This window comes from Thermodesulfovibrio sp. TK110 (assembly GCF_054658355.1).
The window spans coordinates 1,223,321-1,236,761 of the sequence record NZ_BAAHNB010000001.1; the positions used below are offsets into that span (position 1 = coordinate 1,223,321).

14 protein-coding genes and 1 other RNA gene are annotated in these 13,441 nt (G+C 34.5%); 8 read left to right on the forward strand and 7 right to left on the reverse strand.

Annotation, left to right across the window (positions count from 1 at the left end):
- The first annotated feature begins 125 nt into the window (after positions 1–125).
- Complete coding sequence (locus tag ACYQ3X_RS06390) at positions 126–677, forward strand: hypothetical protein (protein WP_460180975.1); 552 nt, start codon at positions 126–128, stop codon at positions 675–677.
- A gap of 132 nt (positions 678–809) precedes the next feature.
- On the opposite strand, the gene ACYQ3X_RS06395 is transcribed toward ACYQ3X_RS06390, so the two are convergent.
- The 7 genes from ACYQ3X_RS06395 to purF form a co-directional block, all read right to left on the reverse strand.
- Positions 810–1,223, reverse strand: a complete 414-nt coding sequence (locus tag ACYQ3X_RS06395) for a PIN domain-containing protein (RefSeq protein ID WP_460180976.1) — start codon at positions 1,221–1,223, stop codon at positions 810–812.
- On the reverse strand, positions 1,216–1,485 hold the full coding sequence (locus ACYQ3X_RS06400) for an AbrB/MazE/SpoVT family DNA-binding domain-containing protein (protein ID WP_460180977.1): 270 nt from the start codon (positions 1,483–1,485) through the stop codon (positions 1,216–1,218). Before ACYQ3X_RS06400 ends, ACYQ3X_RS06395 begins: the two co-directional genes overlap by 8 nt.
- A 152-nt stretch (positions 1,486–1,637) precedes the next feature.
- Positions 1,638–1,989, reverse strand: a transfer-messenger RNA (tmRNA) gene (ssrA, locus tag ACYQ3X_RS06405).
- 10 nt (positions 1,990–1,999) lie between these two features.
- Entirely contained in the window at positions 2,000–2,443 is a 444-nt protein-coding gene (gene smpB, locus ACYQ3X_RS06410) for an SsrA-binding protein SmpB (protein ID WP_460180978.1), read from the reverse strand.
- Between the two features lie 36 nt (positions 2,444–2,479).
- Positions 2,480–2,665, reverse strand: coding sequence for a hypothetical protein (locus ACYQ3X_RS06415; protein WP_460180979.1), 186 nt, complete (start codon positions 2,663–2,665; stop codon positions 2,480–2,482).
- A 9-nt stretch (positions 2,666–2,674) separates the two neighbouring features.
- On the reverse strand, positions 2,675–3,799 hold the full coding sequence (locus ACYQ3X_RS06420) for an aminopeptidase (protein ID WP_460180980.1): 1,125 nt from the start codon (positions 3,797–3,799) through the stop codon (positions 2,675–2,677).
- Positions 3,796–5,205, reverse strand: coding sequence for an amidophosphoribosyltransferase (gene purF, locus ACYQ3X_RS06425; protein ID WP_460180981.1), 1,410 nt, complete (start codon positions 5,203–5,205; stop codon positions 3,796–3,798). The genes ACYQ3X_RS06420 and purF overlap by 4 nt, the downstream gene beginning before the upstream one ends.
- A gap of 78 nt (positions 5,206–5,283) precedes the next feature.
- On the opposite strand from purF, the gene ACYQ3X_RS06430 reads away from it, so the two are divergent.
- From ACYQ3X_RS06430 to ACYQ3X_RS06460, 7 genes are read left to right on the forward strand one after another with little or no spacing between them, the layout of a single operon-like run.
- Complete coding sequence (locus tag ACYQ3X_RS06430; RefSeq protein ID WP_460180982.1) at positions 5,284–9,360, forward strand: PEP/pyruvate-binding domain-containing protein; 4,077 nt, start codon at positions 5,284–5,286, stop codon at positions 9,358–9,360.
- Between the two features lie 21 nt (positions 9,361–9,381).
- Positions 9,382–10,599: a type I glyceraldehyde-3-phosphate dehydrogenase gene (locus ACYQ3X_RS06435; protein WP_460180983.1), complete on the forward strand. Its 1,218-nt coding sequence runs from the start codon at positions 9,382–9,384 to the stop codon at positions 10,597–10,599.
- An 11-nt stretch (positions 10,600–10,610) separates the two neighbouring features.
- Complete coding sequence (locus ACYQ3X_RS06440; protein ID WP_460180984.1) at positions 10,611–10,916, forward strand: MTH1187 family thiamine-binding protein; 306 nt, start codon at positions 10,611–10,613, stop codon at positions 10,914–10,916.
- Complete coding sequence (locus tag ACYQ3X_RS06445; protein ID WP_460180985.1) at positions 10,913–11,749, forward strand: universal stress protein; 837 nt, start codon at positions 10,913–10,915, stop codon at positions 11,747–11,749. The genes ACYQ3X_RS06440 and ACYQ3X_RS06445 overlap by 4 nt, the downstream gene beginning before the upstream one ends.
- Positions 11,750–11,769: 20 nt before the next feature.
- Complete coding sequence (locus ACYQ3X_RS06450) at positions 11,770–12,204, forward strand: MOSC domain-containing protein (RefSeq protein ID WP_460180986.1); 435 nt, start codon at positions 11,770–11,772, stop codon at positions 12,202–12,204.
- Positions 12,201–12,683 (forward strand): MogA/MoaB family molybdenum cofactor biosynthesis protein, encoded by a 483-nt coding sequence (locus ACYQ3X_RS06455; protein ID WP_460180987.1) that lies wholly within the window; start codon positions 12,201–12,203, stop codon positions 12,681–12,683. Before ACYQ3X_RS06450 ends, ACYQ3X_RS06455 begins: the two co-directional genes overlap by 4 nt.
- Positions 12,680–13,357, forward strand: a complete 678-nt coding sequence (locus ACYQ3X_RS06460; protein ID WP_460180988.1) for a cytochrome c biogenesis CcdA family protein — start codon at positions 12,680–12,682, stop codon at positions 13,355–13,357. The genes ACYQ3X_RS06455 and ACYQ3X_RS06460 overlap by 4 nt, the downstream gene beginning before the upstream one ends.
- Positions 13,358–13,441: the final 84 nt, after the last annotated feature.

Here is a 13,441-nt window from a genome sequence, read left to right on the forward strand (position 1 = left end):
TCAGGTTATAATATAGAATGTCATTACATGAGTTAATCAACTCACAGATAAAAAATTTTCAAGGATTAAAAACCCTTTGTGATCGCTGTTTAAATTCTCAGCGATGGAGTGGAAATGTTGCCTTAATGATTCTTGATGTAGCATTCACATCTGTTGGAGTCAACTACTTTCAGGTTGTGGTGCCCAAGGTTAAAACCTTTGAATCTGAATTTGTAAAAACAGGAAAAGTAAGCACGCTTTCTTGTCTTGCTCATTTTGAGTTTAAAGAGGCTTTCCATATATGGAAAAACTTAAGAGCATGGAATGTGGCAAAGGAGATAGCAAAATACCTTTCAAAGCTTTCTCCTAATGATAGAAAATCGCTAAGACTCTGGGCAGAAACCTCATCTCTTGATGACTGGAAAAAAGATCCAATCGGAAGAATCAAAGGTGTTGGACTGATTACCTATCAATATTTAAGGATGATGGCAGGCATTGATACAGTAATGCCTGATAAAATTGTTAAAAAAGTGATAAATGAGATTCTCATTAAAGCAGGAGATTTACCTGTCTATGATGATATGGAATTCATAAAAAAAGTTGAAATCCTTGCTAAGCAGATAGGCTACCGTCCTATAGAACTCTGCTTTATGACATGGTTTATTGGAAACAGTGAGAGAATCCATCAAATGCCCTGATAACCGTTGTAAAAATATAAGGATTTTTGGTGGAGGCGGCGGGAATCGAACCCTCCTCAATAATGTCTAACTTATTGATTTTATTAGACTTAATTTTTAGCTCGGATAGACTCCGGATAGAATTGAAAAAAACTAAATATTTATCTCAAAAAATTCTTTTGGCTTTAATATCATTGTTTTAATAATTTTCTTGCCATATAAGTGTTTAAAATCTTTGGTATTGCCTGTTATAAAAAAATCCATTTTGTTATATATTGCAGTTGACAAAATAATTTTATCAGCTTCAGGTAAGTTTTGTATTTCGTTTAATGGTACATAGATATCTCTTAATTTATGAAAATATTTCAAGACTTCTTCCAACAGAGGCAATTTTTCAGGTTTTTTTATTAATAAATTCTTTCTAACCTCTATCTCTACAAGATTGGAGATATACAGTTCAAAAAATTTTGAGTTTCCAAAATTTATAATTAAAGAAGGATACGAACCTTTAAGCTCTGTAAATATGGCAGCAAGTAGAATATTGCTGTCAATGAAAACTTTATGCATTTTTATTCCATTTGTTCATTATTTTTTGTTCCTCCTCTGGAGTGAGTTTATTTTCCTTGATTATTTGTTCTAAAACCTCATCAGAAAACTCTCTTGCATACTTTTCAAGTTCTTTTTTAGGAATGACAATTACAGGTTTTATTACTATTTCTCCATCTCTGTCCTCAATGATAACTGGCTGTTTTGCTTTTATGTTGTATTTTTTTCTCAGGGATTTTGGAATTGTAACCTGCCCTCTTTCTCCAACAATTATTGTCTCCATTTATTTCCCCCTGATTTTTCTATATTTTATACATATTTTCTGAAAATATGTCAAATTTTAAAAATGAAGGTTGTTGAAATTGCGTTAGTTTCTATCGTCAATAAATTTAAAAGGTTTTGAAAAATACCTCTTTATAAATGGGCAGGATTTTTTGGTGGAGGCGGCGGGAATCGAACCCGCGTCCGAAGGTGCTACTTCTAAGCTTCTACATGCTTAGTGGAAGTTTTAAGTTTCGGAACTTAGCTCGCCCTTCCACAGGCTTTCCAAGTTCCTACAACCCTGAGAATTCCTCTTAAGCATCGGGTTCAATGCTTAAGAGTAGCTCTGATGTATGACGCCTTTCCCAAGCCTCAGAGCAGAACTCAGGAAGACGGCTGCTTTTAATTAAGCAGCGAGTGCCAATTCTGAGTTGGCAGTTGTGTTTTCCCCACCTGTTTTACGTGGTGATGGGAACCACGGCATGCAGCTTAGCCCTCACTACCTCCGTCGAGTCCTTTCGCCCCCTTGTTAAAGATCATTTATTCTTAAGGGCACGCTCAATCTCTCTTTGAGCTTCTTTCTTTTTAATTATATCTCTTTTTTCATACTTCTTTCTACCCCTTGCAAGAGCGATCTCAACTTTCACATAAGGACCTTTAAAGTATAGCTTTAATGGTATAAGAGTATAACCCTGTTGCTGTATCTTGCCTCTAAGTCTTTCAATCTCTTTTTTGTGAAGCAGTAATTTCCTCGTTCTCAATGGGTCATGATTATAAATATTTCCGTGACTGTAAGGACTAATGTGACAGTTAAGAAGTAAAGCTTCTCCATCCTTAATTATTACATAACTGTCTTTTAAATTAGCTTTGCCTTCCCTTAAAGACTTTACTTCAGTTCCTGTAAGAACAATTCCAGCTTCAAGTGTCTCTTCAATATTGTAATCAGCGTATGCTTTTTTATTCTGAGAGATTATTTTCATTTAAATTTTCTCTGCTTACAGCAGAGGATTTCTTCTTCAGGCAACTACTTTATTAGCCTCAAGGATACACTTTTCAGTAACCACTCCATCAGGCGTAAAAATTTGGAATTTACTGTCTTCAACATATTCAGAAACCTTTAATGCATGCAGAATCTCAATAAGTATTTTCTGAATTTTTTCTACAGGCAAATCTTTAAACTCTATTTCAACAATCGCTTTCATAAAAATATATTATACCAGAAGTTTGCCCTGTTCAAGAATTTTTATTTTTTCTCCCTTCTCATTAATGCCATATAAAGTGGGGTTGAAAAATATAAAATCCTGATGAAATGGTGTTCTTATCTTGCCACCAAAGGATGAATTATCACCCAGAGCAATATGTATCGTACCAAGAATTTTTTCTGACTCAAGAATGTTGTCAGGCTTAGTCGCTTTATCATTAATGCCTATGCCAAGCTCTGCTATATTTTTATTTTCATCTGTTTTATTTAATTTTTCTTCAAGTTCTCTCCTGTAAGGCTCATTCCCTTCTATGGATGTAACTTTACCGTGCTTAACATTTAAAATCAAAGGTGAATTAAGCTTTCTCGTAGGTGCCCATTCTATGACAACTCTTCCTTCTGTTAAACCTTCCAGAGGAGCAAAAAACACTTCTCCAGCAGGTAAATTTCCAAAGGAACCTTTTCTGCTTAAAATTCCTGAATCAATATAAACTTTTCTTTTTCCTTTAAATAATGCAACTTCTGTTCCATTTGGTGTTTCTACATGGAGTTTTGAAATGCTGTCAAGAATTTTCTTTATTGCACGCCCTCTTTTATTGAGTTTTATCCAGTCAGTGCACATAGCTCCATCAAGCATTGAAACATCAAAAAGTGGCATGCTTGCATATCTTGCACCACAAACTTTTGTAAGCAAGTCTCTGAAGTTTGTGTGACTCGTTGAAAAATTGGAAAGAGCAATCACTGCATTGACAACTCTGCAATGCTCTTTGAGTATTTTTTTAATCTCACTTAGTTCTTTTCTGGAAATATCTTTCTTAAGGAGTTTCTCAAATAAACTCATCTTTTTAAGATTATCTATTGCTTTCTCTCCAAAAGCAAGTCTCCATATTTTTTCTGGTGGCTCCATACCATGAACTCCCAGTGCTGGATATTCTGCATAAAGAACTTCTTTACAAAAAGTTTTACCAATTTCTTCAAGATTTTTTGCAACAGCGACTAAAGCATTTCTTCTTGCCTTTTCATTTTCTGGAATAACTTCATCTTCTCTTATAGTGTCAGTAAAGATAAGAACTCTCTCATCTTTTTTGATTTTAAGATTTATTCTGTAAATGTTTATAAGAGGCTGTGTATTCATGAAAAAAGCTCCATCTGGCTTACTTTTCTGGATTCAAACTCAATGGGATATTTACAATTAAAACATGCCATACAGTAAAGCTCTGAATTGGGAATAATCTTTTTCAATCCTTCAATGCTTAAATACCCAAGTGAGTCTGCTGTTATGTATTTTCTTATTTCCTCAATTTTATGGGAAGAAGCAATTAATTCCTGCCTTGTTGGTGTATCAATTCCATAAAAGCATGGTCCTATTGTTGGCGGTGAACTTATTCTCATATGAACTTCCTTTGCTCCACCAACCTCCCTTATCATTTTTACAATTTTTTTTGAAGTGGTACCTCTTACAATTGAGTCATCAATTACAACAACTTTTTTCCCCTGTAAAACTTCTCTTACTGGATTAAGCTTTATTTTAACACCAAAATGTCGGATGCTCTGTTTTGGCTCTATAAATGTTCTTCCCACATAGTGATTTCTGATCAAGCCAAATTCAAAGGGAATTCCGCTTTGCTCAGCATATCCCAGTGCAGCAGGAACTCCTGAGTCTGGAACAGGAATAACTATATCTGCTTTAATAGGATGTTCTCTTGCAAGCTGTCTGCCGAGCTCTTTTCTTATTGTATTTACACAGATATGGTCAAATATATAACTATCAGGTCTTGCAAAATAAATAAATTCAAATACACAATGAGCTTTTGGAGCAGAATTAAATATTTTTAAGGATTTTACTCCTTCTTCACTTATTATCAGCATTTCTCCCGGTTCAATGTCTCTTATATACGTTGCCCCAATTAAATCAAAAGCACATGTCTCAGAAGCTATTACATAGGCATCTCTCAGCTGTCCCAGTGACAATGGTCTAATTCCATAAGGATCCCTGATAGCCATTAATTCTGTTTCATTCATCAAAAGCAATGAAAAAGCACCTCTTACCTGTCTTACTGCATTTGCAATTCTTTCGTGTATCTCACCATCCCTGGCTCTTGCAATAAGATGCAAAATTATTTCACTATCCGAGGTTGTTTGAAATATTGCTCCATCTTTTTCAAGTCTGCTTTTCAATTTATCTATGTCCACGAGATTTCCATTATGGGCAATTGCAATGCTTCCAAGAGAGTAGGTAGCCATAAGTGGTTGAACATTTTCTATGGTGCTTGAACCTGTTGTTGAATATCTATTATGTCCGATTGCAATGTGTCCTGGTAGATTTCTTAAAACTTTTTCATTGAATATTTCAGCAACAAGTCCAAGGGATTTTTCAAGATAAAGTTTTGTTCCATCGGATGAGCAAATTCCAGCACCTTCCTGTCCGCGATGCTGAAGAGCATAAAGTCCCAAATAGGTAAGATTGGCAGCTTCAGGATGACCGAAGATACCAAAAATTCCGCACTCTTCACGAATTTCATAAAAAAGGTTATTGCTCATCTTTATGTAAAGTCTTTATTAATTTTAACACAGGAGTGCTTCTGATTACTATAAAATTTTGATATAATTAAAATGTAAATGAGGCTGATTGTGGAAAAAGATTTTGATAAAATCACTGCTATTTTTTCCTCTTATCCTGGAATCTTAAAAAATGCTATTGCCTTGGTTGAAAAACTGAAATATTCTCCTTATACTTCAGAGATAGCTCAGGAAATAGAAAGCCATTATATAAAATATGCAAGTTACTATCTTAAAGATACTCATGGACATGAGGCAACCTCTGCCTTAATTCACTATCTCATTGAAGGCTTTCAGCAGAGTGAGCAAAAGAACGCATTTTTAAAGACTATTTTAAAAATTATTCTCAAGCTTTTTGAAGAAGGTGATGCTGCTGAAAACTATTTCTATATAAACACTGTTTCAGAGGTTTTTGAATATTTCTATACAATCCCTCTTGACCGCTACATTGCTCAGCTTGGAGTTCTAAAAAACATAGGAAGAGAAATTTTAAAAAAAGGCATTAAAGAGTCTCAACTGATAAATTCCTTTACAGCTCTTTATAAGAAATATCTCTACATATTTTATTCGTCCTTTCTTTCAATCCCACGAGTTGATGAATATTTTAAAAAATTCTTTCCACAGGGAATGAGCTTCATAAAGCATGCTTATGAATCTTTATTCAATGAAGTAAAAATAATGGTTCATGAAATTTCAAAAACCAATGACCTTAGTAGCCTGCTTGGTATTCCTTCAGATACAGAATTTTTCAATAAATTGAGAGAGTTACCAAAAAATTTCTCCGATTCTACTGATTCATGGATTAATCTGCAAGTTATGGTTTACTACTATTTCTGGATACTGGATACAGAAGATTTAGAAGAGCTTCATGAGTTTTCTTTACGCGAACTCGGGCGTGCTGTAAGGAATTTTTTATTGCAGTTCAAAAATATTGATGTTAAAAAATTCATTCATCTTTTAGATGCTGTTTTTTCTAAATTTGATAAGTTTTTCTATATCCTGCCTGCAGCGGTAATGTTTTGTCTTGAGGAAATTGGCAGTGCTGTTTATAAATTGAAAATACCTGAAATTTTAAACTCCTATATAGAAGATTTAATTTTGCTGGGTTTTCATGCCCCTCAGTTTAAAGGATTCTATAGAGATTACACTATAAATGTTAATCAATACCATGTAAGTAACCTCAGGTTATATTTTGATTTGATTTCCCAAAATCCTTCAGAGTCAAAAGAGCTTATTGCAGCACTCAGTATTTATCTATTTTTTGGTGGTATTCATATAAAAGATACTGATCTTTTTCAGAGAGATATAACAAAGCTTCTTAATTCAGATATTTCTCAGGTATTTTATCTTGTTAAACCGCTTCTCAGAAAAATTCCTGTTTACTTTAATGAAATAAATGCAGAAGGTCAATTAAGAACAGTTTCTACTCAGGTTGATGAAATCTTTAAGAGAAAAGATCCTCTTATGCATTTTATAAGAAAACAGATTCATGTAGAAAGCAGTCCCATTTTGCTTGATTTAGTGGAGAAAACAATACAATTCTGGATTACTGGTGATAGAAAAATTCTGGAGCCTTATCTTTCTGAAGAAATCTTGAAAGATTTTGATTTAATTGAGCAACATCTGAAAGAGCTTCAATACTTATTTCAAAGGCTTTTACAGGATTCCTCCTTAGTGAGAGTTCTTGCCACTCCATTAGATGTGCTTGTAAGTAAGGTTGAATCCTTTCCTGGAAGTGAGATTGTTAAAAACAAAGCGATGTTAACAATAAGGCTGTATCAACTACTTCATGCAAAATACAAAACAGAAATTGTTGAAATTGAAAGTTTTTTAAAAGAGGCTTTTTATCATGGTTTGCCAGATGCAAGTTTTTTAATTGATGTTTTGAGAGATAGTTCTTTATCCAGAAAGGTTGAATCCCTTGTAACATATCTTGAGAGTCTCAAAAAAATTATACTTTCACAGGAAAAATATGAGGCTTTTGAGGATATAACACATAAAAGACATATTGTTGCTGGAATTCCCTCTGTATCAGGAAGATACAGTGAGAGAAAATTTAATGCTCTTTCTGTTTTTCTGAGACTTGAAAGTTTGCTTAACAGTCTTCTTGATGAAATTGAACAATCCATAGACCTGAGTTTTATTACACGGGCAACTCTTTTCAGAATAGAGAAGTATCTTAAACTTTTTGGTAGGATTCTTGAACTCAATGGAATTTCCTCCCAAAAATACATTAATACTCTCTCAATGCTTTCTGTTGCTCTGGAGATAAGAAGATTTACATTCTCACAGTACATGGATATCTTCAGAAATCTTGCAGAATCTGTAAGTGATATTGTAAATACATACTGCACAGCACCTTATAAAAAATGGCTAAAAAAGATAATAATGAAGTTTTCAAATAATATTGAAGGTACAGAACTGAAAGACTTTGAAGTTGTCAATGCCCAATCAGAAAGATTTTTAAGAGAAATGGTTATTCAATATCCTGGATTAAGCCAGCTTGACAGACTAATCAGTAGAATTATTAAGGCTTCTTATAATCAGGCAGAAAAGTTAACTTACAGAGACCTTGACCTTTTAATGACCTATGACCCAAAGAAAATTCTGTGCGATATCTATCATCCCAGAGAAGAAATTAATGACAGAATTCATCTTGGGAATAAAGGACACAATTTAATAAGGCTTACAAATAAAGGGATACCTGTCCCTCCAGGATTTATTCTGACAACAGAGGTTTTCCGCTGCAGAGAAGCAATAAACAATTTTGAAGCAGTTAAAGAACATTTAAGCAGAGAGATTCATTCAGCCATGAAAAGACTTGAATCAATTACAAAAAAAACCTTTGGAGATGTAACAAATCCTTTACTGGTTTCTGTAAGAAGTGGTGGCGCTTTATCAATGCCTGGCATGATGAATTCTTTTTTAAATGTTGGAATAAATGAAAAAATCATAGAAGGACTTATAAAACAAACAGGCAAGCCCTGGTTTGTATGGGACAGTTACAGAAGATTTCTACAGTGCTGGGGAATGTCCTTTGGAGTTGATAGAGATGATTTTGACAATATTATCAATGATTTTAAGAAAAGATACAAAGCAGAACTTAAAATTCAGTTCACACCTTTACAGATGAAAGAAGTAGCAATGGCATATAAAGAGTTTATTCTATCAAAAGGTATCTACATAGAGGAAGATCCATGGAGGCAACTGGAGATAGCAATCTCACAGGTTTTTAATTCATGGTATTCAGGTAAGGCAAGGGCTTACAGAGAAATTCTCGGAATTTCTGAAGACTGGGGCACAGCTGCCATTGTTCAGAAGATGGTATTTGGAAATCTTGATACAAATTCTGGCTCCGGTGTTCTGTTTACAAGAAATCCTAAAGAATCCACAGATACGCTCGTATTGTGGGGGGATTATACTCCAGGAGCTCAGGGTGAAGACATTGTTTCTGGACTGGTAAAAACTTATCCTGTTTCAGTGGAGCAGAAAATTATTGAAGGAAGAGAGAGTGAAAAATCGCTTGAAGAGGCTTTCCCTGAAATTTACGAATCTCTGCTTGAAATTGCTGAAAAGTTGATTTACAAAGAAAGATGGGATCATCAGGAAATTGAGTTTACCTTTGAGGGAAGGGGCAAAAATGATTTATACATTCTTCAGACAAGAGAGATGAGTTATGCTAAAAGACAGCTTATGACCGTATTCATTCCAGGAGAATCTTTGACGGAAAGCAAACTCGGAACAGGTATAGGTGTAAGTGGTGGAGCTCTTTCTGGTAGAATTGTTTTTGATATTGATGACATAAAGGAGTTTAAAGAAAAAGATCCGCTTGCCTCTGTTATTCTTGTTAGAGCAGATACTGTTCCTGATGATATTGTTCATATCGCTTCAGCAGATGGAATACTTACAGCAAAAGGCGGCTCTACATCCCATGCCTCCATAATTGCTACAAAACTTGGTAAAACCTGTGTTGTTGGTTTTTCAAGAATGATTGTTTATCAAAACGAGAAAAAATGCAGGATCGGGAAAAAGATAATCAAAAAGGGAGATTTTATAAGCATTGATGGAAGAAATGGACTTGTGTATCTTGGAAAGCATCCAACACAAACAATTTATCTTTCATCTGATTACTTTTAAAACTAAAAGGGAGGTTTAAAAATGATTCTGGGAATTAATGGTTTAGGAAGAATTGGTAAGCTTACTTTATGGCATCATTTGGGAAGAAAGCAGTTTTCTCAGATTGTTGTTAATCTTGGCAGAAAAGTTGGACAATCTCTAAGAGATGTTGCCTTTTATATTGAGCACGACTCCACTTATGGCAGACTTCATAATTATCTTTACGGTTATCGTTCAAAATCAGTTATAGAAAAAATTGATGAAGCAAATTCTACAATTGTTATTGACGGAATCCCGGTAAAAATTCTTACAGAAAGTAGAAATCCTAAAGACATTGGATGGGAAAAACACGGTGTAAGGCTTGTTGTTGATACAACTGGAAAATTCCTTGATCCTACTTTGCCTTCTGATGCTAAAGATGGTTCAGTAAGAGGACATATTGAATCAGGAGCTTACAAAGTACTGGTTAGCGCACCTTTTAAAATAAAGGATAAAGCTAAAGAGATTCCAGAAGACTCTGTTACAATAATAATGGGGATTAATGAGGAAATGTATGACAGCAAAAAACACATTATTATTTCAGGTGCATCGTGCACTACCACATGTTTAGCTCATATGATGAAACCTCTTCTTGATTATTTTGGAGCTGAAAGAATCCTCAGTGTTTCAATGGCAACTGTTCATGCAGTAACAGCTTCTCAACAAGTTCTTGACAGAGTTCCAAAAACAGATGCAAAGGATTTTAGAAAAATTCGCTCTGCCATGAACAACATAATTCTTACAAGCACAGGAGCTGCAAAAACTCTTGCACTTGTTTTACCAGAAATGAAAAATATAGGATTTATTGCCCAATCTGTAAGAGTGCCTGTTGTAACAGGTTCTTTAATAATACTTGTTGTGGCTTTTAGAGATGAAGAGAACAATATAATTGATGGAGATCTTATAAACAAAATTTACAAGGAAGCTCAAGAAAGGGAAAAAAGAGGATATCTGCTTTTTACAGAAGATCAGAAAGTATCGACTGATATAATTGGATTTTTTGGTCCTGCCGCAATAATTGAAGGAAGTGAAACTCACACAAGAACAGCAATGATTACTCTGGATATATCAAAAATGTGCAACATTGGTGCACCAGTTACTGACAAATTACAGATTCCTGTGACTCAGGCAGTTATCTATGGCTGGTATGACAATGAGCTTGGTAGTTACACAAATATGCTCGGTGATCTTACAGTAAAAGTTGCTGAAGATGTTTACTGAAAGGAGGTAATATGCTTGCACAATTCAGCATAGTTCCCTTAGGAGCTGGCGTAAGTGTAAGTGAATATGTGGCAAAGGTAATCAAAATTGTTGATGACAGTGGAATTCCCTATAAACTTCATGCAATGGGAACAATCATAGAGGGAGATTGGGATGAAATAATGGATCTTATAAAAAAATGTAGAGATGCATTAATGGAAGAAGTAGAAAGAGTAGTAATTGATATTAAAATTGATGACAGAAAAGATGCCAGAGGAAGAATTGAGGCAAAGGTTAAGTCTGTTGAAGAAAAACTTGGAAAATCGGTGAAAAAATGAATCCAGAAAAAATTTATGTTGCTATAGATTTTAAACCTGCTACCTGGAGTGTGCTATCATATGCAGTGTGGCTTAAGGACACATTTGATTGTGAAAACCTCTGTCTCTTTCATATCATGGAGTATACCCTTACTCCACCTGCTTATTTAATGCCTTATATTAGCAAAGAAAAAAAGAAGATTGAAGAAAAACTGAAATCACTTGGGGAAAAGCTTGGCAGATACCGGTTAAATGTGGATTTTAAAGTTGTTTTTGGAAGGCTCATTGAAAGCATAAAAGAAGTTATAAAAGATGAAAAAGCCTGTGCAGTAATGGGATTTAAAACACACATTACAAGACCTTCCACTTCTGAGAGAATTCTTAAAGGATTGAAAGTGCCTGTTTTGATTGTGAAAGGAGTGGATTTTAATGAAATCAGTCCTGAAGCTATAAAAATAAAAAAAATTCTATGCCCTTTGGATTTTTCTTCCTATTCTCTAAGAGCTTTAAAAATTGCTCAAAAAATAGCAGAAAAATGGAATTGTGAATTAAAAATTTTACATGTCGTGCCAGAGCAAAAGATAAGAGGGATCATTGAAGAACCTTCAGAGATAGAAAAATATATTGACAACCTGAAAGAAGAAGCTTGCCAGCAGATTCAAAAAATTGATAAAACCCTGGATTATGAGGTTGTATCAGGCAGTGCAGCAGAAGAGATTCTTAAAAAATCAAAAGATGTAGATTTGATTGTAATGGGTTCTAAAGGAAGATCATATACAGAGGCAGTAATAATTGGAAGTGTTGCTGAAAGTGTGATAAAAAATTCATGGAAACCTGTTTTGCTTATTCCTTAATTTTGTTTTATAATGCTATTATGATTGGTAAGGTGGTTTCAATAAACATAAGCAAAAACAAAGGAACAACAAAAAAGGCTACCTTAGAAGCAATGGTTATTGAAAACTTTGGAATTGAAGGAGATGCTCATGCAGGCTCGCACTCATACAGGCAGATTAGTCTTCTATCTGTTGAAAGCATTAAGAAAATGCGAGCAAAAGATTTAAATCTCAACTATGGAGATTTTGCAGAAAACATCACAACTCAGGGAATTGATTTGCTAAGCCTTCCTGTTGGAACAAAGCTAAAGATTGGAGAATGTATCCTTGAGATTACTCAGCATGGTAAAAGCTGTCATAGTAAATGTGAGATTTTTAAAGCTGTTGGTGACTGCATTATGCCAAAAGAAGGAGTTTTTGCAAAGGTTTTAAAGGGAGGAAAAATTAAAGTAGGAGATGAAATATTAAGGCTATGAAATACAGAGTTGCTATAATTACTGTTTCTGATAAAGGTTCGAAGGGAGAAAGGGAAGACAGAAGCGGAAAAGTTATTGAAGAAATGGTCTCTTCCTGGGCAGATGTTGTTTTTTACAAAATAGTTCCTGATGAAAAGGAAGAGATAAAACAGGCAATTCTGGAAGCTTCATCCACAGCAGATTTAGTTTTCACAAATGGTGGAACAGGGCTTCATCCAAGAGATGTTACTCCTGATGCAACTCGTGAAGTTATTGAAAAGGAAGTATCAGGAATTGCAGAGGCTATGAGATGGGAAGGATATAAAAAAACAAAGACCGCAATTTTATCAAGAGCAATTGCTGGTATAAGAGGAAAAACCTTAATAATAAATCTTCCCGGAAGCCCTAAGGCTGTAAAAGAATCCCTGGAAATAATAATGGATGCACTTCCCCATGGAATAGACAAACTCAAGGGAGATCCTTCTGAGTGCAGTAGATGAATGAGATAACATTAACTGCAGCTTTTGCAGGAGGATTTTTAAGCTTTTTTTCTCCCTGCATTTTGCCCTTACTTCCAGTATATATTTCACTATTTTCAGGGCTTTCAGTAACTGAATTTTCTCAAGGTGGATCTAAGCTTCGTATTTTATTTCACACTCTCGTATTTATTGCTGGTTTTTCCACTGTATATCTTGCTCTTGGTGCTGGAAGTTCTCTTATTGGAAGCATTTTTTTTGATTATCAGGATTATCTGAGGATAATTGGTGGAGTTTTCTTAATTTTATTTGGTTTGCTTCTTATTGGGTTGATAAGAACAGGTTTATTGATGAGAGAATTCAGGCTTAACATAAAATTACAAAAATTTGGCACACCTCTTGGAGCTTTCCTTATCGGAGTTGGTTTTGCAGCAGGATGGTCACCCTGCATAGGAGCTGTGCTTGGAAGTATTTTAATTTATTCAAGCATAAGTGGCAATATATTAACTGGTATAAAAATGCTCGGAGCTTACTCCCTTGGAATAGCAATACCATTTTTAATTTCTTCTCTCTTAATTGATACAGCGATGAGATATCTGAAAAAGTTTATGAAGCTTTTCAAATGCCTCAATTACATAATTGGATTTTTATTAATAATTTTAGGACTTATAATGATTTTAGGAATGGCAACGGTCTGAGTTTCTGGCTTTTTTCTAAGAATAATTTAAAGACTGTTCAATAAAATTTTTCATTCTGAGAGACTGAATGTCTGTAGGAATCTG

What these genes read in the sequence shown, in the direction of transcription:
- ACYQ3X_RS06390 (WP_460180975.1), top strand. Translation starts at nt 126, where the DNA reads ATGATTCTTGATGTAGCATTCACATCTGTTGGAGTCAACTACTTTCAG.
- ACYQ3X_RS06395 (WP_460180976.1), bottom strand. Translation starts at nt 1,223, where the DNA reads ATGCATAAAGTTTTCATTGACAGCAATATTCTACTTGCTGCCATATTT.
- ACYQ3X_RS06400 (WP_460180977.1), bottom strand. Translation starts at nt 1,485, where the DNA reads ATGGAGACAATAATTGTTGGAGAAAGAGGGCAGGTTACAATTCCAAAA.
- smpB (WP_460180978.1), bottom strand. Translation starts at nt 2,443, where the DNA reads ATGAAAATAATCTCTCAGAATAAAAAAGCATACGCTGATTACAATATT.
- ACYQ3X_RS06415 (WP_460180979.1), bottom strand. Translation starts at nt 2,665, where the DNA reads ATGAAAGCGATTGTTGAAATAGAGTTTAAAGATTTGCCTGTAGAAAAA.
- ACYQ3X_RS06420 (WP_460180980.1), bottom strand. Translation starts at nt 3,799, where the DNA reads ATGAATACACAGCCTCTTATAAACATTTACAGAATAAATCTTAAAATC.
- purF (WP_460180981.1), bottom strand. Translation starts at nt 5,205, where the DNA reads ATGAGCAATAACCTTTTTTATGAAATTCGTGAAGAGTGCGGAATTTTT.
- ACYQ3X_RS06430 (WP_460180982.1), top strand. Translation starts at nt 5,284, where the DNA reads ATGAGGCTGATTGTGGAAAAAGATTTTGATAAAATCACTGCTATTTTT.
- ACYQ3X_RS06435 (WP_460180983.1), top strand. Translation starts at nt 9,382, where the DNA reads ATGATTCTGGGAATTAATGGTTTAGGAAGAATTGGTAAGCTTACTTTA.
- ACYQ3X_RS06440 (WP_460180984.1), top strand. Translation starts at nt 10,611, where the DNA reads ATGCTTGCACAATTCAGCATAGTTCCCTTAGGAGCTGGCGTAAGTGTA.
- ACYQ3X_RS06445 (WP_460180985.1), top strand. Translation starts at nt 10,913, where the DNA reads ATGAATCCAGAAAAAATTTATGTTGCTATAGATTTTAAACCTGCTACC.
- ACYQ3X_RS06450 (WP_460180986.1), top strand. Translation starts at nt 11,770, where the DNA reads ATGATTGGTAAGGTGGTTTCAATAAACATAAGCAAAAACAAAGGAACA.
- ACYQ3X_RS06455 (WP_460180987.1), top strand. Translation starts at nt 12,201, where the DNA reads ATGAAATACAGAGTTGCTATAATTACTGTTTCTGATAAAGGTTCGAAG.
- ACYQ3X_RS06460 (WP_460180988.1), top strand. Translation starts at nt 12,680, where the DNA reads ATGAATGAGATAACATTAACTGCAGCTTTTGCAGGAGGATTTTTAAGC.